Origin of the sequence: Pseudomonas sp. Rh2, from assembly GCF_040762985.1 — a bacterium.
Taxonomy (GTDB): Bacteria; Pseudomonadota; Gammaproteobacteria; order Pseudomonadales; family Pseudomonadaceae; genus Aquipseudomonas; species Aquipseudomonas taiwanensis.
Genome location: NZ_CP142890.1, coordinates 1972946 through 1993194, shown reverse-complemented (window position 1 = coordinate 1993194; position 20249 = coordinate 1972946). Strand labels below are relative to the sequence as shown.

The window sequence follows — 20249 nt, the reverse complement described above, 5'->3', positions numbered from 1 at the left end:
TCCGTTCAGTCACGCGGCTTGAGGTCCAGGCACACCGAATTGATACAGTAGCGCAGCCCGGTCGGTGGCGGGCCGTCGGGGAACACATGGCCCAGGTGGGCATCGCAGCGGGCGCACGTGACCTCGGTGCGAATCATGCCGTGGGAGGTGTCGCGGATTTCGATCATCGCGCTGTCTTCGATCGGCTGGTAGAAGCTGGGCCAGCCACAGCCGGAATCGAACTTGGCCTGTGCGTCGAACAATGGCAGGTCGCAGCAGATGCAATGGTAGATGCCGTCGCGCCGTTCGCTGTTGTACTTGCCGCTGAACGGCCGCTCAGTGCCCTTGAGACGGCACACCTGGTACTGGGCCGGGTCGAGCATGGCACGCCATTCTTCAAGGGTTTTGTCGATCTTTTGCATAAGGTGACCTCGGCAGGCTGAATTTCACGCTGCGCCGTCTTTTCCAGGGCGCGGGTGGCACGTATATTAGTCGGCTTCGTGTGCAAGGCTCCAAGTCTGGCACCCGCGCCCCGCCCTTTCAAACCTTTCGACGGCGGCGCCTGCGACTTCTCAATCGGGATCACATCATGCAGTTCAGCAAATCGAACAAGCTCGCCAATGTCTGCTACGACATTCGCGGCCCAGTGCTCAAGCACGCCAAGCGCCTGGAAGAGGAAGGCCATCGCATCCTCAAGCTGAACATCGGCAACCCGGCGCCGTTTGGCTTCGAGGCACCGGACGAAATCCTCCAGGATGTGATCCGCAATCTGCCCACCGCCCAGGGCTACAGCGACTCCAAGGGCCTGTTCAGCGCGCGCAAGGCGGTGATGCAGTACTGCCAGCAGAAGCAGATCGAAGGCGTCGGTATCGAGGACATCTACCTCGGCAACGGTGTGTCCGAGCTGATCGTGATGTCGATGCAGGCCCTGCTCAACAACGGCGACGAAGTGCTGATCCCAGCGCCCGACTACCCGTTGTGGACCGCTGCGGTCAGCCTGGCCGGCGGCAAACCGGTCCACTACCTGTGCGACGAGCAGGCCGACTGGTTCCCGGACCTGGAAGACATCAAGGCCAAGATCACGCCGAACACCAAGGCCCTGGTGATCATCAACCCGAACAACCCGACCGGCGCGGTGTACTCCAAGGAACTGCTGCTGGGCATGCTGGAACTGGCGCGCCAGCACAACCTGGTGGTGTTCTCGGACGAAATCTACGACAAGATCCTCTACGACGAGGCCGTGCACATCAGCACCGCCTCGCTGGCCCCGGACTTGCTGTGCCTGACCTTCAACGGCCTGTCCAAATCGTACCGGGTCGCTGGCTTCCGCTCCGGCTGGCTGATCATCTCCGGGCCCAAGCAGCATGCCCAGAGCTACATCGAAGGTATCGACATGCTGGCCAACATGCGCCTGTGCGCCAACGTGCCCGCCCAGCATGCCATCCAGACCGCCCTGGGCGGCTACCAAAGCATCAACGACCTGGTGCTGCCACCAGGGCGCCTGCTGGAGCAGCGCAACCGCACCTACGAGTTGCTCAATGCCATCCCAGGCGTGAGCTGCGTCAAGCCCATGGGCGCGCTGTACGCGTTCCCGAAGATCGACCCGAAAGTGTGCCCAATCCACAACGACGAGAAGTTCGTGCTCGACCTGCTGCTGTCGGAAAAGCTACTGATCGTTCAGGGCACCGCGTTCAACTGGCCGTGGCCGGACCACTTCCGCGTGGTGACCTTGCCACGTGTGGATGACCTGGAGCAGGCGATTGGCCGCATCGGTAATTTCCTGAAGGGGTATTCGCAGTAGGGTCGGCTTGGGGTTCGTGGCGGCGCGTGGATCGAGCGCCGCCCGCGCGGCGCATCGCGAGCATGGCTCGCTCCTACGCTTGCTTAGGGCCATGAAACAACGTCCGACAGCTCTCTCAGCATGTTTCTTACATCCTGCAACGCTCTAGCTCACAGCCCCCGCGATATCCTCTGCCATACTCCGCCGTACACAGTTTGAAATAGTCGCCCGATTGAATCGGCGCGACAGGCCCCTTATATACCCCGCATACGCAACGAACTCATCCGTCAGGAGAACGTAACAACCATGATGCGCATTCTGTTGTTTGTAGCCACCAACCTTGCGGTGGTGCTGGTTGCAAGCATTACCCTGAGCCTGTTCGGTTTCAACGGGTTCATGGCCGCCAATGGGGTTGACCTCAACCTCAGCAGCCTGCTGGTCTTCTGCGCCGTGTTCGGCTTCGCCGGTTCGCTCGTTTCGCTGTTCATCTCCAAGTGGATGGCGAAGATGACCACCGGCACCCAGATCATCACCCAGCCGCGCACCCGTCACGAACAGTGGCTGTTGCAGACTGTCGAGGAGCTGTCCCGCGAGGCCGGCATCAAGATGCCCGAGGTGGGTATCTTCCCAGCTTACGAGGCAAACGCCTTCGCCACCGGCTGGAACCGCAACGACGCGCTGGTCGCCGTATCCCAAGGCCTGCTGGAGCGCTTCTCGCCCGATGAAGTGCGTGCCGTGCTGGCCCACGAAATCGGCCACGTGGCCAATGGCGACATGGTGACCCTGGCGCTGGTGCAAGGCGTGGTAAACACCTTCGTGATGTTCTTCGCCCGGATCATCGGCAACTTCGTCGACAAGGTCATCTTCAAGAACGAGGAAGGCCAGGGTATCGCCTATTACGTGGCCACCATCGTCGCCGAGCTGGTGCTGGGCATTCTGGCCAGCATGATCGTGATGTGGTTCTCGCGTCGCCGCGAATACCGCGCTGACGAAGCTGGCGCACAACTGGCCGGTACCAACGCCATGATCGGCGCCCTGCAGCGCCTGCGCGTGGAGCAAGGCCTGCCGGTGCACATGCCTGACACCATGCGTGCCTTCGGCATCAACGGCGGCCTGAAGCATGGCCTCGCTGGCTTGCTGATGAGCCACCCGCCACTGGAAGACCGCATCGAGGCGCTGCGTCGCCGCGGTTGATGGGTCGAGGTATGACAAGGGCGACTCAGGTCGCCCTTTTTTTACACCTACCTCTCCCCACCAACACCTGTGGGGACGGGCTTACCCGCAAAGCGTCCGGGACCTGCGCGCTATCGATCAAAACCCTAGCCGATAGGCGCGCTCCAGCAAGCTCGCGATTCCAGCCTGGCGAAACTTCGGACTTTCCTCGATCACCTCGACGGCCTCCAACGCCTCCACCTTCCAAGCGCAAAAGCCGCGCCGCACCTCTTCATCCCCCACCGAAAACGGCGGCCCCTCCAGCTTGGCCTGGTCATAGTCCAGTGTCACCAGCAGCCCTCGACCACCAGAAGGCAGGATATTCGACAGCATCGCCATGTACCGCTCCCGCATCTCAGGGGGCAAGGCAATCAGCGCGGCCCGGTCGTAGAGCCCGACACAGTCGACGACATCCTCGGCCTGCAAGGCGAAGACATCCCCGCACAACACTTGCACCGCGCCGGCCTGCCAGAGCTCGAATACGCCCTGCTGCGATACCTCGGCCGACAACCCCTGCTCGCGGAAGAAGTCTTCCACCGCCCGCCGCGACAACTCCACCCCCAACACCCGGTGCCCCTGCCCTGCCAGCCACGCCAGGTCCAGGCTCTTGCCACACAGCGGCACCAATACCCGACTACCGGGTGCCAACCCCAACGCTGGCCAATACCGCTGCAGATAGGGGTTGACCTGGGCCTGGTGAAAACCGATCTGGTTGTCGGCCCACTTGCGATGCCAGAACGCCGCGTCCATCTTTCCTCCTGGTTATTCGATAGATAACGCTAAAATCTTATATTGGAATTCGATCTGTATCTGATCGAAGATGTCAGCATCTTAACCGCCAGGACACCACCATGCTGCCCAGCCTGTTCATTTCCCACGGCTCCCCCATGCTCGCCCTGCAACCCGGCGCCAGCGGTCCGGCCCTGGCTGGTCTGGCCAACGCCTTGCCACGGCCAAAGGCGATCGTGGTGGTGTCGGCGCACTGGGAAAGCCGCGAACTGCGGGTGACCGGCAGTGCGCAACCAGGGACCTGGCATGACTTCCATGGCTTCCCCGCCGCGCTGTATGCGGTGCAGTACCCGGCGCCGGGCGAACCTGGCCTGGCCGGCCAGGTCAGCGAACGGTTGACCAAGGCCGGCCGGCCTGCCCGCCTGGACCCGCAGCGACCGTTCGACCATGGTGCTTGGGTACCGCTGTCGCTCATGTACCCGGATGCGGGCATTCCGGTAATTCAGGTTTCACTGCCCAGCCACATGGGCCCGGCGCTGCAGATCAAGGTCGGCCAAGCGTTGGCGGGGCTGCGAGAGGAAGATGTGTTGCTGATCGGTTCGGGCAGCATCACCCACAACCTGGGCGAGTTGGACTGGCACGCCGGGCCGGATGTGATCGAGCCTTGGGCGTTGGCCTTCAGGGACTGGGTGGTGGCGCGCCTGGCCGAGGATGACCAAGCTGCATTGCTGGATTACCGGCACCAGGCGCCGTTTGCGGTGCGCAACCATCCCAGCGATGAGCATTTGCTGCCGCTGTTCTTTGCCCTGGGGGCCGGAAAGCGGTTTGCCGTGGTGCACCAGGGGTTCACCTTGGGGGCCCTGGGGATGGACATTTATCGATTCGACTGAAGGGACCTCTTGCCGGCAGGCCGCCGCCTGCCGGTAAAGCTGAGCGTGCAGGCAAAAAAATCCCCGACCTAGGCCGGGGATTTTTTCATGGCGCCAGGATCAGTCCTCGCGGTAGCGGCGCAGCTTCAGCTGCTTGCCCGCCACACGGGTGTCCTTGAGCTTGGACAGCAGACGCTCCAGGCCGTCTTCCGGCAGTTCGATCAGGCTGAAGCTGTCACGAACCTGGATCCGGCCGATGGCGTCGCGAGCCAAGCCGCCCTCATTGAGGATCGCACCCAGCAGGTTCTTGGCGGCGATACCGTCACGGGCACCCAACGCGGTACGGCAACGAACGCGACCTTCAGCCAGCGGCATCGGCGCGCGACGCTCGCGGTCACCACGCTCACTGCGCTCACTGCGCTCACCACGGTCGCCACGCTCACCACTGCGCTCACGCGGGGTGAAGCTTGGCACCAGCGGCTGCTCACGCTCGACAGCCGCCAGATCCAGAGCCTGGCCATTGGTGGCCTTGCGCAGCAGGGCCGAGGCCAGTGCGCGTGGGCTGCAGCCGAGGTCGGCGGTCAGACGGTCGAACAGTTCGCCATGGGTGGCTTCCGCTTCGGCCACCAGCGGCGCCAGGCTCGAAGTCAGCTTCTTGATGCGGGCATCCAGTACGGCCTGCGCGTTCGGCAGACGGGCCTCGGCCACTTTCTGACCGGTTACACGTTCGATCACCTGGAGCATGCGACGCTCACGCGGGGTAACCAGCAGCAGCGCACGGCCATCGCGGCCAGCACGGCCGGTACGACCGATACGGTGAACGTAGGACTCTGGGTCGTACGGCATGTCCACGTTGAATACGTGGGTGATGCGCGGAACATCCAGACCACGGGCCGCGACGTCGGTGGCGACGACGATGTCCAGACGGCCATCCTTGAGCGAGTCGATGACGCGCTCACGCTGGTTCTGGGCGATGTCGCCGTTCAGCGCGGCAGCCTTGTAGCCCTTGGCTTCCAGGGCGGAGGCCAGGTCCAGGGTGGCTTGCTTGGTGCGTACGAAGGCGATCAGCGCATCGAATTCTTCCACTTCCAGCAGACGCAGCACAGCCGGGATCTTCTGGTCGGCGTGGACCATCAGGTGGGCCTGATCGATCGCGGTGACGGTCTGGGTCTTGCTCTGGATCTTGACGTGCTTCGGCTCGCGCAGGTGGCGCTCGGCGATGCTGCGGATCGAAGACGGCAGGGTGGCGGAGAACAGCACGGTCTGGCGCGATTCAGGGATGGCGTCGAAGATCACTTCGAGGTCGTCCATGAAGCCCAGCTTGAGCATCTCGTCCGCTTCGTCCAGTACCAGGTACTGAACGGTGGACAGGACTTTCTCGTCGCGGCGCAGGTGGTCGCACAGGCGGCCAGGGGTAGCGACGACGATTTGCGCGCCGTTACGGATGGCACGCAGTTGTGGGCCCATCGGGGCACCACCGTACACGGCCACGACGTTAACGCCCGGCATCTGCTTGGCGTAGGTTTCGAATGCGGTAGCTACTTGCAGCGCCAACTCACGGGTTGGCGCAAGGATCAGGGCTTGCGGTTCGCGCTTGCTCACGTCGATCTTGTTGAGGATCGGCAGGGCGAAGGCAGCGGTCTTGCCGGTGCCAGTCTGCGCCTGGCCGATCATGTCGTGACCGGCGAGGATGATCGGGATCGACTGTTGCTGAATGGCGGACGGCTCTTCGTAGCCGGTAGCCAGTACGGCAGCAACAATGTTCGGATTGAGTTCGAGAGCGGCGAATCCGCCGGTTTCCTGGGTCATGGGTCTGCCTCTAGGTGCATCCGCAAAGACCCATGCTCCAAAGCTGCACATGCCTTGAAAGACCAAACGGTCACCCAGGCAGCTTTGGCGGCGGGGATTTGCGAAAACGATTGAAAATGAATACGTGGGAAGGTCCGCCTAGCGGACGCGCAGCCGAAGCTGGACTCGGAGGATTTGCACCACCTGATTTTGAGGTCCGCTAAAAGACCGGCGCGTACTATACCCGAATTGAAGGGGACAGTGAGGAAATTTTTCAGTTTGGGTAGCCAGTATCAGGCCATCAATCGATACCGGCTGAAACGTTTTTCTCCAGCAGCCCCCTTCCTGCCCCGCTTCCGAAGAGCCCACTGCCCTGGAGCACGGCGCAGTCCCCGTAGGAGCGGGTTTACCCGCGAAGAGCGCAACACGGTTTCAGGTCGCTGGCCGAATCTCCTGGATCAGGCTCTCCAGGCTATACCCCAGGCGTGGCGCCAGCGCTTCGGCGCGTGCCCGCACCTCGTCCAGGTCCAACGCCTGCTCGAGGTCCGACGGCACCAGCAGGATGACGTTGCCCTCCTTCACCGGCAACTCCCAGTAATGCCGATGGTAGAGGCCGCGCAGCAACGCCGCACCCAGCGGCCGGCCATCGTCGTTGGCCCACTGGTTGATCACCAGCCAACCGCCGGGGTTGAGTTGCTGCTGACAGTTTTCCAGGAACCGCCAGGCCAGGTGCCCGACACCCGGCCCGTGATCGGTGTACAGGTCAACGAAGATCAGGTCGGCTTTTTCCGCGCTCGGCAGCAACTCGAGGGCATCGCCGATACGCACGTAAAGCCGCGGATCATCGTCCAGCCCGAGGTACTCCATGGCCAGGCGCGGCACATCCGGGCGCAGTTCGATGGCTTCGATGTCCTCCAGCGGCAGGAATTTCATGCAGGCCTGGGTCAGGGTACCGGCCCCCAACCCCAGGAACAGCGCACTCTCTGGCTGTGCGTGGCACAGCGCCCCCACCAGCATGGCACGGGTGTAGTCGTACTCCAGCCAGCTGGGGTCGGCGGTGAACACGCAGCTTTGCTCGATCGCATCGCCGAACTCGAGAAAACGGTAGTCGTCCACCTCGTACACGCTGATCACGCCAAAGGCATCTTCGACCCGGGCCAGTAGCCGCTCTTCCCGCTCCGTCGCCATCACTGCCACCTGCCCACACAAAAACGCGCATTGTCCGTCAACACCTGCAACGCAACAAGCGCACCGCCAACTGTTACCATGACGAACAGCCTACAACCGACAAGACCGAGCCTGTGATGAACCAACCGTGGAGCCCTGACAGCTGGCGTGCCCTGCCGATCCAGCAGCAACCGACCTACCCCGACGCCGCGCACCTGCTGAAGGTCGAGCAGACCCTGGCCAGCTACCCGCCGCTGGTGTTCGCAGGCGAAGCGCGCGAGCTGCGTCGACAGTTCGCCGAGGTCACCGAAGGCCGGGCCTTCCTGTTGCAAGGTGGCGACTGCGCCGAAAGCTTCGCCGAGTTTTCGGCCGCGAAGATCCGCGACACCTTCAAGGTGCTGCTACAGATGGCCATTGTCATGACCTTCGCCGCCGGCTGCCCGGTGGTCAAGGTCGGGCGCATGGCCGGGCAGTTCGCCAAGCCTCGCTCCGCAGGCGATGAAACCATCGGCAACGTCACCCTGCCCGCCTACCGCGGCGACATCGTCAACGGCATCGGGTTCGACGAGAAAAGCCGCGTGCCGGACCCGGAGCGCCTGCTGCAGGCGTACCACCAGGCCACCGCCACCCTCAACCTGCTGCGCGCCTTCGCCCAGGGCGGTTTCGCCGACCTGCATCAGGTGCACAAGTGGAACCTGGACTTCATCGCCAACTCGGCGCTGGCCGACAAGTACCACCAGTTGGCCAACCGCATCGACGAGACCCTGGCCTTCATGCGCGCCTGCGGCCTGGACAGCGCCCCACAACTGCGCGAAACCAGTTTCTTCACCGCCCATGAAGCGCTGCTGCTCAACTACGAAGAGGCCTTCGTGCGTCAGGACAGCCTGACCGGTGACCACTACGATTGTTCGGCGCACATGCTGTGGATCGGCGACCGTACCCGCCAGTTGGATGGTGCCCATGTCGAGTTCCTGCGCGGCGTGCACAATCCGATCGGGGTGAAGGTCGGGCCGAGCATGAACCCTGAAGAACTGATCCGCCTGATCGACATCCTCAACCCGGACAACGACCCGGGCCGGCTGAACCTGATCGTGCGCATGGGCGCCGGCAAGGTGGGTGACCACCTGCCGGGGTTGATCCGCACCGTCGAGCGCGAGGGGCGCAAGGTGCTGTGGAGCTCCGACCCGATGCACGGCAACACCATCAAGGCCAGCAGCGGCTACAAGACCCGTGACTTTGCGCAGATCCTGGACGAGGTGAAACAGTTCTTCCAGGTGCACCAGGCCGAAGGCAGCCATGCGGGCGGGATTCATATCGAGATGACCGGACAGAACGTCACCGAATGCATCGGCGGCGCCCGGCCGATCACCGAAGACGCGCTCTCAGACCGCTATCACACCCATTGCGACCCACGCATGAATGCCGACCAGTCACTGGAGCTGGCGTTCCTGATCGCCGAGACGCTCAAGCAAGTGCGGCGCTGAGCGGGAGCGGTTGGCTGAAAGCGGGGGCGTTCGTGAGAGCGAGCGCCGCCCGCGCGGTGCATCGCGAGCAAGGCTCGCTCCTACGTTTGTTTCCGGCCAGCACAGGCTCTTACCCTCATTTACGCAGCGGATCGTCCCAGAAATGCCGATCCGCCTCTTGCTGGATATCGGCCCGGCTCAACCCCAAGTCCTGCAATGTCGCGTCACTGAGGCGAGCCAACTCCTGACGCTGGCGATACAACTGCAGCCAGCGCGCCAAACGCTCGATCGCCACATGCCACAGGTGGTTCAGGGAAAAGGTGGTGTGCTCGATGCTGCTGACATGACCTTTCATCGTGAGGCCCTCCGTGTTGATGGCTCCAGTCTCATCCCAGGCTTAAGATCAATCCAACGAATGTTTCTGATGCCATGCATCTCGGAGATTGATGCAATGTCCCACTATCAGAGTCTCGATGCCGATGTGCTGCGCACCTTCGTCGCCATTGCCGAACAAGGCGGCTTCACCCGCGCCGGCGAGGTGGTCAACCGCACGCAGTCGGCAGTCAGCATGCAGATGAAGCGCCTGGAAGAAGACATCCTCCAACGCCAGCTTTTCGAGCGCGACGGCCGCCAGGTGCGCCTGACCGCCGAAGGGCAAGTGTTGCTGGGTTATGCCCGGCGCATCCTCAAGCTGCACGGCGAGGTGTTCAACACCCTGCGCATGCCACACATGGTCGGCGTGGTGCGTATCGGCACGCCGGACGATTATGCGATGCGTTTTCTGCCGACGATCCTGTCGAGTTTCGCCCAGGCTTACCCGCTGGTGCAGGTGGAAGTGCACTGCGACTCGTCCAAGCAACTGATGCTGCGCCAGGACTTGGACCTGACCATCGTCACCCGCGAGCCGGGTAACGAAGTCGGCCAGCTGCTGCGCCAGGAGCGGCTGGTCTGGGCCGCTGCCGAAGGCTTCTGCCCACACGAGCAGCGGCCCGTGCCATTGGCGTTGTTCAACACCGATTGCTTCTGCCGCGCCTGGACCTGCAATGCCCTGGAGGCCCAGGGCATCGACTACCGCATTGCCTACACAAGCCCCAGCCTGGCGGCGATCTTCGCCATCGTCACCGCTGGGTTGGCGGTGACAGCGCAGCTGCAGAGCCTGATTGGCGGTAATGTGCGCATTCTTGGCGAACAGAGCGGTTTGCCGCAGTTGCCGCTGGCCAATGTGATGCTGCTGCGCAATTCGCAGAGCCAGTCACCGATTACCGACTGCATGGCCGACTACATCGTGGAAGGGTTCAAATGACCGCGGGCCACCACTGTCGGCTATAGCTCGAACCCAAGCATCGCCGCGCACACCACCAGAAACACGCAGAACAACGCCCGTAGCACTTTCTCGGGCAGTGCATGGGCCAGCCGCACACCCCAACTGATGCTGAGCAAGCCCCCCACCGCCAGTGGTATGCCCACGCTCCAGCTCACGCTGTGGTGCACACCGTAGGTCAGCAAGGTCACCGCCGTGCTCGGCGCCGCCAAGGCCAGGGACAGCCCTTGGGCTACCACCTGGGTGGTACCGAATACACTGGTGAGGATCGGCGTTGCGACCACGGCCCCGCCTACCCCGAACAATCCCCCCATGGCGCCCGAGAAGCTGCCCAGCACACCCAGCCACGGCCAGGGGTAGCGCAGCTCGGCGGAGGGTGGCGCCACCTTGAGGAACATCCGCGCCACGTTCCAGATGGCCAGGGCCACCAGAAAGCCGACGAAGCCCAGGCGCATCGACTGCGCGTCGATCCCCACTGCCCAGATCGACCCTAACCAGGCGAACAGCAGGCTGCACAGTGACAGCGGCAATGCATGGCGCAGCTCGATGCGATTGCGCTGGTGATAACGCCACAGCGCCAGCAACACGTTAGGGACCACCATCACCAGCGCGGTGCCCTGCGCCAATTGCTGATCGAGGCTGAACAACACACCCAACGCCGGGATCGCGATCAACCCTCCACCAATGCCGAACAGCCCACCCAGGGTACCCAGGGCTGCGCCCAGCGCGACATACATCAACCACTCGATCATCAGGGCCTCATCCGCCTGTATTTGGAATTCAAGCATGCTACCCAGTCAGGGCTGGCGGGGAAACGCACAGCAACGCACAATGGCTATGCGTGTTTCGCAAAGCAGAGTCGCCATGAGCCCCGACACCCTGACCGAACAACTGAGCCTGTTTCTCGATGTGCTGGAAACCAGCAGCTTCTCGGCCGCCGCCCGCCGTCACCCGCTGACGCCCTCGGCGGTGGCGCGGCGCATCGACAACCTGGAAGCGGCCGTCGGTAGCCGACTGTTCGTGCGCAGCACCCATGCCGTGCGTGCCACCCCCGCTGGCAATGCCTTCGCCGAGCGCGCCCGGCGCATCATCGAAGAGCTGCGCCTGGCCCGTGCCGAGGCAGTGTCGTTGAGCAATGCCCCGGAAGGCTTGATTCGCATCGACGCCCCGGCGGCATTCGGCCGTCGTCACCTGGCGCCGGCCATCGCCGATTTCCTGGTGGCCTACCCTGGCCTGGATGTACAACTGCGCCTGATCGACAGTTTCGTCGACCTGCATGGCAGCCACTTGGGCGAGGTGGATTTGGTGCTGCGCGCCGGCCCCCTGGCCGACACCCGACTGGTCGCCACACCGCTGGCCTACATGGTGCGTATCGCCTGCGCCAGCCCCGCCTACCTGGCCAACCGTGGCGTACCGGCTTGCCCCAGCGAGCTACCTGACCACGACGGCCTGGACTGGGACGGGCTCGCGCCGCCGTTCGCCTGGCGCTTCACGGTCGCGGGACAAACCCGCCTGTATCGCCCGCAGCGCATGCGCATGGCCGCCAACAACGCCGAAACGCTGCTGTTCGGCGCACTGGCAGGCTTGGGTGTCGCGCACCTGCCCACCTGGCTGATCAGCGACTACCTGCTGCGCGGTGAACTGATACCGCTGTTCTGCGAAGGCGGCCTGCCCGAGCCTGAGTCCAGCGGCATCTACGCACTGCGCCTTGAACATGAAACGAACTCTCGCAGCCGTTTACTGCTCGAATTTCTCAAGAGCCGCTTCAGCCCGGTTCCACCTTGGGACTTGGCCTTGCGAAGCGAATTGCGCTGGTAATGAGCGCGCCAATCATCAGCGTGCTAGATTTTCACATTGATCAATTTCAAGGATCTGCATGAACGCCGACCCCAAAGCCCCCTGTGACGAGCTGCTGTTGGATAACCAGGTCTGCTTCGCCCTGCACTCCACCTCGTTGCTGATGACCAAGGTCTACAAGCCGCTGCTGCAGGCGTTGGGGCTGACCTACCCGCAGTACCTGGCCATGCTCGTGCTCTGGGAGCAGGACGGCCTGACCGTGGGCGAAATCAGCCAACGCCTGCTCACCGACCCCGGCTCGCTTACCCCCCTGCTCAAACGCCTGGAAAGCGAAGGTTTGCTCAAGCGCACCCGCAGTCGCGAAGACGAACGCGTCGTCCTGGTGCAACTGACCGACAAGGGCCGTGCCCTCCACCAGCAAGCGCGCAGCGTGCCCCAGTGCATCCTCAAGGCCAGCGGCCATAGCCTGGAACGCTTGCAGCAGCTGCAAGCCGAACTGCTGGAACTACGCGACAACCTGCAGAAGAACCTCTGAGGACTATGCTCTGAGGTGGCCGTTCGGATGAATGGTCAAAGATTTATCTTGCGCACTAACTAATTGCGCGCTAATTTAAATCCCGTACCCACTCAGCGCCCCGGCGCACATCACTCAAGCGAGGCTCAACATGCAAAAGGTCACTCCGCTGTACATCGCCGAAGCCACCTCCACTGGCGGGCGCGACGGTAAATCCCGCTCCAGCGACGGCAAGCTGGAAGTCAAGCTGAGCACCCCGAAGGAGCTGGGCGGCGCGGGCGGTGACGGCACCAACCCCGAGCAACTGTTCGCTGCCGGTTATTCGGCCTGCTTCATCGGCGCCCTGAAATTCGTCGCAGGTCAGGAAAAGAAAGCCCTGCCAGCCGATGCCTCGATCACCGCGAACGTGGGCATCGGCCAGATCCCAGGTGGCTTTGGCCTGGACATCGACCTGCACATCAACCTGCCAGGTCTGGCGCAGGCCGATGCCGAAGGTTTGGTCGAGAAGGCGCACAAGGTTTGCCCGTATTCCAACGCCACTCGCGGTAACGTGGATGTGCGGCTGCATGTGACGGTGTGATGGATGCGCGCAGCCTCTGACACAACAGAGGCTTGCGCGGTCCCTGCAAAAGCGAAGATCCGCCAGCGGGCGAGATTCTCGCAAGCAAAAAAAACCCGGCCAAGGCCGGGTTTTCTGCGTATCGCAAGAAGTCTTACTTCTTGGAACGGCCCTTGAAGCTGCCGTCGCGGGTATCGATATCGATCCACTCGTCGATTTCGATGAAGTCGGCAACCTGTACTTCGGTACCGTTGGCCAGCTTGGCAGGCTTCATGACCTTGCCCGAGGTGTCGCCGCGGGCAGCGTTCTCGGTGTAGACGACCTGACGGCTGATGGTGGTCGGCAGTTCAACCGATACCACTTTCTCTTCGTACATGGTCAGGGCGCAGATGTCCTGCATGCCTTCTTCGATGTACGGCAGAACGGCGTCGATGTCTTCGGCGTTCAGTTCGTACATGGTGTAGTCGGTGGTGTCCATGAAGGTGTAGGCGTCACCGCTGATGAACGACAGAGTCACTTCCTTGCGATCGAGGATCACGTCGTCCAGCTTGTCGTCGGCGAAGTAGACGGTTTCAGTCTTGTAGCCGGTCAGCAGGTTCTTCAGCTTGGTCTTCATGATCGCGCTGTTGCGACCGGACTTGGTGAATTCGGCTTTCTGTACCAGCCACGGGTCGTTGTCGATCCGCAGTACGGTACCGGGTTTCAGTTCTTTACCAGTTTTCATTACAAAGTATCCGAATCTGGATGGATTTATAAAAATCGAGGCCGCGTATCATAGCCAATTTCGGTAAAACTGTACCAGCGTCATGGCAAGGTCCGGCTGAGCGGCCTGTTTGGTGCACCAATGGCGGGCATGCGCCTGCAGCTCGTCCCAGTGGGCCAGCACCCCGCGCCACGGGGCGCCCATGTCGCGATGCATGTTCCAGGCACGCCAGAGCTCGACCAGTGCTTCACCGGCTTCTTCCGACAACCCATGTCGATAAATCGCCAAGAACGCTTCAAGTTTTTCCCAGTGAGCGTTCTCGTCCTGCACATAGATGTGCCACAGCAGCGGCCGCCCTGCCCACTGGGCGCGGACGAAGGAGTCTTCGCCCCGCACGGCATTGAAGTCACAGCACCAGAGCACGCGGTCGTAGTCGTCCTGGCTGACGAAAGGCAGCACCTGCACTGTCAACGCGCCTTTGCGGCGCAGGTCGCCCGGGGCCAACGATGCCTCCCCCAGCCAACCTTGCAGGTCACCCAGGATACGCCCCTCCGGCACCAGCAAGTGGGTGGGCCGCTCTGCCTCGGCCATGGCATCGAGCCAACCACTCAGCTGCGAGTTCTCGTAGGCGAACAGCGAAACCAAGCGGGCATCGGCCTGGGGGTGCACTCCCAGCCGGTTAAGGAACGCCTCGCGTAGCCCGGGGCTGGCCTCGAAGGCCTCTCGTTGCACAAGCAAGGAGGCTTCGCGCAGCAAGCCGCCGGTCTTGTCGCTGAAACCGGGAAAGAAAAACACCGTGCGCAGGCCGCTGGGCTGCGGCGAAGGCAAGCCATGGCAACCTTCCACCCAGTCCTCGGCGCTGAGGTATTCCAGGTTCAGCCATAACGTCGAAGTGGGCTTCAACCCGTCGATGTAGGCCGGCGGCAAGCGGCAGCCAAAGGCACCGATCACGACCTCAGGGGCGTTCACTGGCTGCCAGTCGGTCGGCCAGCGGCGCACGTCGACGCCTTGCTGCCACTGCTGGTCGGCCGCAGGGTCGGCGCCAGGGCACAGGCGCACGAAGGCCTGCAGGTCATCCACCCACAGGCGCACCGCCAGGCCGTGCTCGGCCACCAGTTGCCGGGCCAGGCGCCAGGTCACGCCGATGTCGCCATAGTTGTCGACGACGGTGCAGAAAATGTCCCAGGTGGCCTTCATGTGCCCTACCCTCGTCGTACGGAAAAGCAGCGGATTCTGCGCATAAATTGTCGCCGACAAAAGCACCGACGCTGAAAAAACCCTCGGTGCCATGCGACAATACCCGCTCGTCCCGCCTTGCCAGGAGGCCACCATGCCCCGCCACCGTGAACTGAAAATCACCCTGAAGCCACTGCAATTGATCCTGTGCGTGGCTTTCGGCCTGTGGCTGGGCGCCGTGGCCATCGCCCTGAGCCTATGGCTGGCCTTGCAGTATTGGCCCGACCAGGTGCAGCCGGTGGCCCAGGCCGTCGCCCCCACCTACGCGCACCCCGCTGCACCACCTGTGCAACCAGCCGATGCGCAAAGCGAGATGTTCGAACGCTACAAAGACATCCTGCAAAAGCAGGAAATGCAACAGGCCGCCGAAGCTGCCCAAGGCAACCCACGCAATCTCAACAGCCCCAAGTGCCAGTTCTGGCTGCAACAGAACCGCACCGCGCCAACCGACAAGAGCCAGGCCAATGTCCTGGAGTTCTGCTACTGACCATGAACAAAGCCGCCCTCCTTGCCCAGATCGTCGCCACCCTGGAACACGACATGGACGTGTTGCGTCGCGCTGCCCAAAGCGCCTACGAAACCGCCACGGCTGAAGAGAATATCGCCGAGAACAAGTACGACACCCTGGGCCTCGAGGCCTCGTACCTGGCCACCGGCCAGGCCCGGCGCACGGCCGAGATTCGTCAGGCATTGCTGACCTACCAGCAGTTGGTGCTGCGCGACTACGACCCGTCGCGCGGGGTACAGGTGAGCAACCTGGTGACGCTGGAGGATGAAGATGGCGCACGTCGGGTGCTGTTCCTCGGGCCGGAAGCCGCCGGGCTGAAGATCGGCGAGGGGGATGAACGGGTAACCGTCATTACCCCTCGGTCGCCTTTGGGCCAGCAACTGGTTGGCAAGCGGGTCGAGGATGAAATCATCCTGGGCAACCAGGCGCTGTTTATCGTCGAGGTCGACTGACAGTACTTTACCGCCGGCAAGCAGCGATTCCTTCACGTCGCCTGCAAGGCATCGAACCGCGTCGCCAACCCCTGCGCGGCGAACTGCTGCGCCACGAAATCGATGAACGCCCGCGTTTTGCCCGGCAGCAATTTGTGCCCGGCGTAGTACAGGCAGATGTGCCCGTCGTCCACGTACCAATCCGGCAGCACCCGCTGCAGCCTTCCGGCCTCCAGGTAGGGCACGGCGAACGGCAGGCTGACCAGGGCAACCCCCAGCCCCTGCTGCGCCACGGCGCAAGCGGCATCTGAGTCGCTCATGGTCATGGCCTGTCGCATCAGCAACGGCTGCTGGTCTTGCCAGCGGCTGGTCAACGGCCAGGAACGCACCCGACCGGTCTGCGGCGAACGGATGAAAATGCCATCGTGACGCTGCAATGACGGCGGACCGTCTATCGGCGCATGGCGCAGCAGGTACTCAGGTGCCGCCACCAGAACCCGATGGGCCGGGGTGAGCTTGCGCGCCACCACGCCCAGGGGCAGATCGAAGCCGCCACCAATGGCCGCATCGAAACCCTGGCCGATCAGGTCGACCTGACGGTTATCGAAATGCCAGTCCGGAGTGATCGCTGGGTATTGCCGCAGAAATTCGCCCAACAGCGGCACCACGTACAAGCGCCCGAACACCGTGCCCATGCTCACCCTCAGCAGCCCGGCAGGCTGGCCCTCGGCACTGGCCAGGTTGGCTATGGCGTGCTGGATGGTGCGAAAACTGTCGCTGACCTCGCCCAGAAAGCGCTGGCCGGCTTCGGTCAGGGTCAGCTTGCGCGTACTACGCTGGAACAGACGCACACCCAGGCGCGCCTCCAACTGGGCGACATGCTTGCCCACTGCGGCAGGCGTGAGGCTCAACCGGCGGGCCGCCTCGGCGAAGCTACCCACCTCGGCGCTACGGATAAAACACTCGATGGCGCTGAACGATTCCATGGCCATGATTGGCAACCAAAAGTTTACTCAGCTGATAGTGATTGCCATCTTATCAGCACCTAATCGACGACTGATACTGCGTCCATCCACGGCATACGGCCTGGCTTTCCACTGGAGATCACTATGTCCAAGCAACTCACACTCGAAGGCAAGGTCGCCCTGGTCCAGGGCGGCTCGCGCGGTATCGGCGCAGCGATCGTGCGGCGTCTGGCCCGTGAGGGCGCCAAGGTCGCCTTCACCTATGTCAGCTCCGCCGGCCCCGCCGAAGAGCTGGCCCGGGAAATCAACGCGCAAGGCGGCCAGGCACTGGCGCTGCGCGCCGACAGTGCCGATGCAGCCGCCGTGCAAATGGCTGTGGATGACACGGTAAAACAGCTCGGCCGCCTCGATATCCTGGTCAATAACGCCGGCGTGCTGGCGGTGGCGCCAATCACCGAGTTCGACCTCGCCGAATTCGACCGCATGCTGGCAGTCAACGTGCGCAGCGTGTTCGTCGCCAGCCAGGCGGCAGCACGCTACATGAGCGAAGGTGGGCGGATCATCACCATCGGCAGTACCAACGCCGAACGCATGCCCTTCGCCGGTGGTGCCCCCTATGCCATGAGCAAATCCGCCCTGGTCGGCCTGACCCGCGGCATGGCTCGCGACCTGGGGCCAAGGGGCATCACGGTGAACAACGTGCAACCTGGCCCGGTGGACACCGACATGAACCCGGCCAGCGGGGAGTTTGCGGAAAGCCTCATTCCATTGATGGCCATCGGGCGTTACGGGCAGGCGGATGAAATCGCCAGCTTCGTCGCCTACCTGGCAGGACCGGAGGCTGGCTACATCACCGGGGCCAGCCTGACGGCAGATGGTGGGTTTGCGGCCTGAGATTCGGCTGGGGCTTTATCACCGGCAAGCTGGCTCCTACAGATAGCCCCACCGTGGGAGCTGGCTAGCCAGCGATCAGGCCCGATCCGCCAGCAGGTGCTGCTCCATGACTTCGAGAAACGCCCGCGCCGCCGGCGTCGGGCTCTGCGACCACACCGCGTACAAATGACGCACCGGCGCATCTCCCAGGCGCGCCACCGCCACACCCGGCATGCCTTCGGCCAGTCGCTCCGGCACCAGCCCCACAGCCATACCGCGTTGCACGAACTTCTCGACCAGACGAATATGGCCGATCTCGAACTGCACCCGCCGCTGCACGCCCACCGCCAGGAACGCCTCGTCGGTCTGGCGCCGCGCCCCCGTGCCTTCGGGGAAGTCCACCAAGACCTCGTTCGCCAGGTCAGCCAGCGCCAGTTGACCACGGCCAGCCAGGATGTGCGTGGGTGGCAACAACGCCACCAACTCCTCCCGTGCCAACAGACGGTGGCGCACCCCTTGCGGCTCCTCGCCCTGCCACAGACCGATGAACCCAACGTCCAGGCGCCGCTCGCACACATCGGCCACCAGCAGCTCGCTCTTGGCGGTCAACCAGCGTACGTCCACATCCGGATGGCGCCTGTGGAACACCGCCAGCAGATCAACCAGGTCCAACGCCGTGAGCGAACTGATCTCGCCAATCGACAGACGCCCCCTCACCTGGCCACAGGCCGCCGCGACGTCATCGGCAATCCGTCGGGCAGCTTGCACGGCCGGACGCGCACTGAGAACGAATGCTTCGCCTGCGTGGGTCAGGCGCACCCGCCGCGAACTGCGCTCGAACAGGCTCACGCCCAACTGCGCCTCCAGGCGCGCAACCTGATGACTGAGCGCCGATTGCACCACGTGGCAGCGCTCGGCGGCACGGGTGAAACTGCCGGTGTCGGCGACGGCCAGGGCGTACTCAAGCTGCTTGAGGTTCATCGAATCAATCTGCTTTTTAGATGGACAAGCTGAAAACTATACATTGGTGTCATTCTCAAGACTTCCCGATACTGACGCCCACTGATTTCTGCCCGCTACGAGATGCTCATGAACACCCCTACCCTCAGTCGCGCCCTCATCCTGCTGATGGCCACCGCCACTGGCCTGGCCGTGGCCAGCAACTACTACGCCCAGCCACTGCTGCACAGCATCGCCGAACAGTTCGGCCTGAGCACCGCCAGTGCCGGTAGCATCGTCATTGCCGCCCAGCTCAGTTATGGCGCGGGCCTGCTGCTGCTGGCACCGCTGGGCGACCTGTTCGAACAGCGCCGACTGATCGTGGTGATGACGGCCATCTCGACCTTGGGCCTGGTAATCAGCGCTTGCGCGCCGAGCCTGCCCTGGTTGCTGCTGGGCACGGCACTGACCGGGCTGTTCTCGGTGGTGGCGCAGATTCTGGTGCCCATGGCCGCGGCCCTGAGCGCGCCAGACCAGCGGGGCCGTGCGGTGGGTACGCTGATGAGCGGCCTGTTGCTGGGTATTCTGCTGGCCCGCACGGCTGCAGGATTCATGGCAGAACTCGGCGGGTGGCGCAGTATCTACGTGCTCGCGGCCGTCCTCATGGCGGTATCCGCCATCGCCCTCTATCGCAGTTTGCCGCAGCACAACAGCCATGCCGGGCTGAAGTACCCGGCACTGATCGGTTCGGTGTTCCGCCTGTTCGTGCAAGAACCGGTGCTGCGCCTGCGTTCTTTGCTTGGCCTGCTGGCATTCAGCCTGTTCGCGCTGTTCTGGACGCCACTGGCCTTCCTCCTGGCCAGTGAGCCCTACCACTATTCGGATGCCGTGATCGGGCTGTTCGGCCTGGCTGGCGCGGCGGGAGCGCTGTCGGCGAACTGGGCAGGTCGTTTGGCCGACCGCGGCAAGGGCTCACTGGGCACCACCGTCGGCCTGGTCGCACTGATGCTGTCGTGGGTGCCTCTGGGCTTTGCCGAGCAGTCCCTGCTGGCGCTGCTACTGGGCGTGCTGGTACTCGACCTGGCGGTGCAGCTGGTGCATGTGAGCAACCAGAACGCGGTGATTGCCCTTCGTCCAGAAGCCCGCACACGGCTCAATGCCGGGTACATCACGTGCTACTTCATTGGCGGCGCTTTGGGCTCGCTGCTGGGAACGCAATTGTTCCAGCACCACGGCTGGATGGGCATCGTCACGGCCGGCCTTGCCATTGGGGCGCTGGCACTGTTGGTCTGGGCAATGGCCGAGCGCAAACGCAAGCGTGCGCTACAACTTACCTGAGCCACGCCTGCCGGCAGGACCGCGACCAACCGCCACGTCCCTCCGTCGCCCGATCGTTGACTTGCCGGCCAAGGAGGG

The 20249-nt window shown here is 63.3% G+C and carries 21 protein-coding genes and 1 pseudogene; 12 read left to right on the top strand and 10 right to left on the bottom strand.

The window, feature by feature from the left end; genetic code table 11:
• Positions 1 to 5: 5 nt before the first annotated feature.
• Entirely contained in the window at positions 6 to 401 is a 396-nt protein-coding gene (msrB, locus tag VXM67_RS09060) for a peptide-methionine (R)-S-oxide reductase MsrB (protein ID WP_023379370.1), read from the bottom strand.
• Positions 402 to 568: 167 nt separating this feature from the next.
• On the opposite strand from msrB, the gene VXM67_RS09055 reads away from it, so the two are divergent.
• Together VXM67_RS09055 and htpX are read left to right on the top strand one after the other, a co-directional pair.
• Positions 569 to 1780: a pyridoxal phosphate-dependent aminotransferase gene (locus VXM67_RS09055; protein ID WP_023379369.1), complete on the top strand. Its 1212-nt coding sequence runs from the start codon at positions 569 to 571 to the stop codon at positions 1778 to 1780.
• A 285-nt stretch (positions 1781 to 2065) separates the two neighbouring features.
• Positions 2066 to 2953, top strand: a complete 888-nt coding sequence (htpX, locus tag VXM67_RS09050) for a protease HtpX (protein ID WP_023379368.1) — start codon at positions 2066 to 2068, stop codon at positions 2951 to 2953.
• Between the two features lie 117 nt (positions 2954 to 3070).
• Here htpX and VXM67_RS09045 read toward each other — a convergent pair whose 3' ends face one another.
• A complete protein-coding gene (locus tag VXM67_RS09045; protein ID WP_023379367.1) occupies positions 3071 to 3721 on the bottom strand; it encodes a thiopurine S-methyltransferase in 651 nt (216 codons plus the stop codon).
• 101 nt (positions 3722 to 3822) lie between these two features.
• Here VXM67_RS09045 and VXM67_RS09040 point away from each other — a divergent pair, with 101 nt between their 5' ends.
• Positions 3823 to 4590, top strand: a complete 768-nt coding sequence (locus VXM67_RS09040; RefSeq protein WP_367237627.1) for a class III extradiol ring-cleavage dioxygenase — start codon at positions 3823 to 3825, stop codon at positions 4588 to 4590.
• Between the two features lie 99 nt (positions 4591 to 4689).
• On the opposite strand, the pseudogene VXM67_RS09035 reads toward VXM67_RS09040, so the two are convergent.
• Positions 4690 to 6412, bottom strand: a pseudogene (locus tag VXM67_RS09035) (DEAD/DEAH box helicase).
• 377 nt (positions 6413 to 6789) lie between these two features.
• Positions 6790 to 7545 carry a spermidine synthase gene (locus tag VXM67_RS09030; protein WP_027907252.1) on the bottom strand — a complete coding sequence of 252 codons (756 nt, stop codon included), beginning with the start codon at positions 7543 to 7545 and terminating at the stop codon, positions 6790 to 6792.
• A 116-nt stretch (positions 7546 to 7661) separates the two neighbouring features.
• Between VXM67_RS09030 and VXM67_RS09025 the strand changes: the two genes are divergently transcribed.
• Complete coding sequence (locus VXM67_RS09025; RefSeq protein ID WP_023379363.1) at positions 7662 to 9008, top strand: class II 3-deoxy-7-phosphoheptulonate synthase; 1347 nt, start codon at positions 7662 to 7664, stop codon at positions 9006 to 9008.
• A 115-nt stretch (positions 9009 to 9123) separates the two neighbouring features.
• Here VXM67_RS09025 and VXM67_RS09020 read toward each other — a convergent pair whose 3' ends face one another.
• Positions 9124 to 9342: a DUF1127 domain-containing protein gene (locus VXM67_RS09020; RefSeq protein ID WP_023379362.1), complete on the bottom strand. Its 219-nt coding sequence runs from the start codon at positions 9340 to 9342 to the stop codon at positions 9124 to 9126.
• A gap of 96 nt (positions 9343 to 9438) precedes the next feature.
• Here VXM67_RS09020 and VXM67_RS09015 point away from each other — a divergent pair, with 96 nt between their 5' ends.
• The gene (locus VXM67_RS09015) at positions 9439 to 10290 is read left to right on the top strand and encodes a LysR substrate-binding domain-containing protein (RefSeq protein WP_023379361.1); all 852 of its coding nucleotides are present in this window, start codon (positions 9439 to 9441) and stop codon (positions 10288 to 10290) included.
• A gap of 20 nt (positions 10291 to 10310) precedes the next feature.
• Here the strand turns inward: VXM67_RS09015 and VXM67_RS09010 are convergent, their stop codons facing one another.
• Positions 10311 to 11060, bottom strand: a complete 750-nt coding sequence (locus VXM67_RS09010; RefSeq protein WP_027907251.1) for a sulfite exporter TauE/SafE family protein — start codon at positions 11058 to 11060, stop codon at positions 10311 to 10313.
• A 112-nt stretch (positions 11061 to 11172) separates the two neighbouring features.
• Here VXM67_RS09010 and VXM67_RS09005 point away from each other — a divergent pair, with 112 nt between their 5' ends.
• The 3 genes from VXM67_RS09005 (at position 11173) to VXM67_RS08995 (ending at position 13199) form a co-directional block, all read left to right on the top strand.
• Positions 11173 to 12126 (top strand): LysR family transcriptional regulator, encoded by a 954-nt coding sequence (locus tag VXM67_RS09005; protein ID WP_027907250.1) that lies wholly within the window; start codon positions 11173 to 11175, stop codon positions 12124 to 12126.
• Positions 12127 to 12184: 58 nt separating this feature from the next.
• Positions 12185 to 12640, top strand: a complete 456-nt coding sequence (locus tag VXM67_RS09000) for a MarR family winged helix-turn-helix transcriptional regulator (RefSeq protein WP_023379358.1) — start codon at positions 12185 to 12187, stop codon at positions 12638 to 12640.
• Between the two features lie 130 nt (positions 12641 to 12770).
• Positions 12771 to 13199, top strand: coding sequence for an organic hydroperoxide resistance protein (locus VXM67_RS08995; RefSeq protein ID WP_023379357.1), 429 nt, complete (start codon positions 12771 to 12773; stop codon positions 13197 to 13199).
• A gap of 133 nt (positions 13200 to 13332) precedes the next feature.
• Here VXM67_RS08995 and efp read toward each other — a convergent pair whose 3' ends face one another.
• Together efp and earP are read right to left on the bottom strand one after the other, a co-directional pair.
• On the bottom strand, positions 13333 to 13902 hold the full coding sequence (efp, locus tag VXM67_RS08990; RefSeq protein WP_023379356.1) for an elongation factor P: 570 nt from the start codon (positions 13900 to 13902) through the stop codon (positions 13333 to 13335).
• Positions 13903 to 13950: 48 nt separating this feature from the next.
• Positions 13951 to 15078, bottom strand: a complete 1128-nt coding sequence (earP, locus tag VXM67_RS08985) for an elongation factor P maturation arginine rhamnosyltransferase EarP (protein WP_023379355.1) — start codon at positions 15076 to 15078, stop codon at positions 13951 to 13953.
• Positions 15079 to 15211: 133 nt separating this feature from the next.
• Between earP and VXM67_RS08980 the strand changes: the two genes are divergently transcribed.
• Together VXM67_RS08980 and VXM67_RS08975 are read left to right on the top strand one after the other, a co-directional pair.
• A complete protein-coding gene (locus VXM67_RS08980) occupies positions 15212 to 15604 on the top strand; it encodes a hypothetical protein (protein WP_023379354.1) in 393 nt (130 codons plus the stop codon).
• 2 nt (positions 15605 to 15606) lie between these two features.
• Positions 15607 to 16077, top strand: coding sequence for a GreA/GreB family elongation factor (locus VXM67_RS08975; protein WP_023379353.1), 471 nt, complete (start codon positions 15607 to 15609; stop codon positions 16075 to 16077).
• Positions 16078 to 16109: 32 nt separating this feature from the next.
• Here the strand turns inward: VXM67_RS08975 and VXM67_RS08970 are convergent, their stop codons facing one another.
• A complete protein-coding gene (locus tag VXM67_RS08970) occupies positions 16110 to 17048 on the bottom strand; it encodes a LysR family transcriptional regulator (RefSeq protein WP_027907249.1) in 939 nt (312 codons plus the stop codon).
• 117 nt (positions 17049 to 17165) lie between these two features.
• Here VXM67_RS08970 and VXM67_RS08965 point away from each other — a divergent pair, with 117 nt between their 5' ends.
• Positions 17166 to 17915: a 3-oxoacyl-ACP reductase family protein gene (locus VXM67_RS08965; protein WP_023379351.1), complete on the top strand. Its 750-nt coding sequence runs from the start codon at positions 17166 to 17168 to the stop codon at positions 17913 to 17915.
• 75 nt (positions 17916 to 17990) lie between these two features.
• Here the strand turns inward: VXM67_RS08965 and VXM67_RS08960 are convergent, their stop codons facing one another.
• A complete protein-coding gene (locus tag VXM67_RS08960) occupies positions 17991 to 18875 on the bottom strand; it encodes a LysR family transcriptional regulator (protein ID WP_023379350.1) in 885 nt (294 codons plus the stop codon).
• Positions 18876 to 18983: 108 nt separating this feature from the next.
• On the opposite strand from VXM67_RS08960, the gene VXM67_RS08955 reads away from it, so the two are divergent.
• Entirely contained in the window at positions 18984 to 20171 is a 1188-nt protein-coding gene (locus VXM67_RS08955) for an MFS transporter (protein ID WP_023379349.1), read from the top strand.
• The last annotated feature ends 78 nt before the right edge of the window (positions 20172 to 20249 follow it).

What these genes read in the sequence shown, in the direction of transcription:
- msrB (WP_023379370.1), bottom strand. Translation starts at nt 401, where the DNA reads ATGCAAAAGATCGACAAAACCCTTGAAGAATGGCGTGCCATGCTCGAC.
- VXM67_RS09055 (WP_023379369.1), top strand. Translation starts at nt 569, where the DNA reads ATGCAGTTCAGCAAATCGAACAAGCTCGCCAATGTCTGCTACGACATT.
- htpX (WP_023379368.1), top strand. Translation starts at nt 2,066, where the DNA reads ATGATGCGCATTCTGTTGTTTGTAGCCACCAACCTTGCGGTGGTGCTG.
- VXM67_RS09045 (WP_023379367.1), bottom strand. Translation starts at nt 3,721, where the DNA reads ATGGACGCGGCGTTCTGGCATCGCAAGTGGGCCGACAACCAGATCGGT.
- VXM67_RS09040 (WP_367237627.1), top strand. Translation starts at nt 3,823, where the DNA reads ATGCTGCCCAGCCTGTTCATTTCCCACGGCTCCCCCATGCTCGCCCTG.
- VXM67_RS09030 (WP_027907252.1), bottom strand. Translation starts at nt 7,545, where the DNA reads ATGGCGACGGAGCGGGAAGAGCGGCTACTGGCCCGGGTCGAAGATGCC.
- VXM67_RS09025 (WP_023379363.1), top strand. Translation starts at nt 7,662, where the DNA reads ATGAACCAACCGTGGAGCCCTGACAGCTGGCGTGCCCTGCCGATCCAG.
- VXM67_RS09020 (WP_023379362.1), bottom strand. Translation starts at nt 9,342, where the DNA reads ATGAAAGGTCATGTCAGCAGCATCGAGCACACCACCTTTTCCCTGAAC.
- VXM67_RS09015 (WP_023379361.1), top strand. Translation starts at nt 9,439, where the DNA reads ATGTCCCACTATCAGAGTCTCGATGCCGATGTGCTGCGCACCTTCGTC.
- VXM67_RS09010 (WP_027907251.1), bottom strand. Translation starts at nt 11,060, where the DNA reads ATGATCGAGTGGTTGATGTATGTCGCGCTGGGCGCAGCCCTGGGTACC.
- VXM67_RS09005 (WP_027907250.1), top strand. Translation starts at nt 11,173, where the DNA reads ATGAGCCCCGACACCCTGACCGAACAACTGAGCCTGTTTCTCGATGTG.
- VXM67_RS09000 (WP_023379358.1), top strand. Translation starts at nt 12,185, where the DNA reads ATGAACGCCGACCCCAAAGCCCCCTGTGACGAGCTGCTGTTGGATAAC.
- VXM67_RS08995 (WP_023379357.1), top strand. Translation starts at nt 12,771, where the DNA reads ATGCAAAAGGTCACTCCGCTGTACATCGCCGAAGCCACCTCCACTGGC.
- efp (WP_023379356.1), bottom strand. Translation starts at nt 13,902, where the DNA reads ATGAAAACTGGTAAAGAACTGAAACCCGGTACCGTACTGCGGATCGAC.
- earP (WP_023379355.1), bottom strand. Translation starts at nt 15,078, where the DNA reads ATGAAGGCCACCTGGGACATTTTCTGCACCGTCGTCGACAACTATGGC.
- VXM67_RS08980 (WP_023379354.1), top strand. Translation starts at nt 15,212, where the DNA reads ATGCCCCGCCACCGTGAACTGAAAATCACCCTGAAGCCACTGCAATTG.
- VXM67_RS08975 (WP_023379353.1), top strand. Translation starts at nt 15,607, where the DNA reads ATGAACAAAGCCGCCCTCCTTGCCCAGATCGTCGCCACCCTGGAACAC.
- VXM67_RS08970 (WP_027907249.1), bottom strand. Translation starts at nt 17,048, where the DNA reads ATGGCCATGGAATCGTTCAGCGCCATCGAGTGTTTTATCCGTAGCGCC.
- VXM67_RS08965 (WP_023379351.1), top strand. Translation starts at nt 17,166, where the DNA reads ATGTCCAAGCAACTCACACTCGAAGGCAAGGTCGCCCTGGTCCAGGGC.
- VXM67_RS08960 (WP_023379350.1), bottom strand. Translation starts at nt 18,875, where the DNA reads ATGAACCTCAAGCAGCTTGAGTACGCCCTGGCCGTCGCCGACACCGGC.
- VXM67_RS08955 (WP_023379349.1), top strand. Translation starts at nt 18,984, where the DNA reads ATGAACACCCCTACCCTCAGTCGCGCCCTCATCCTGCTGATGGCCACC.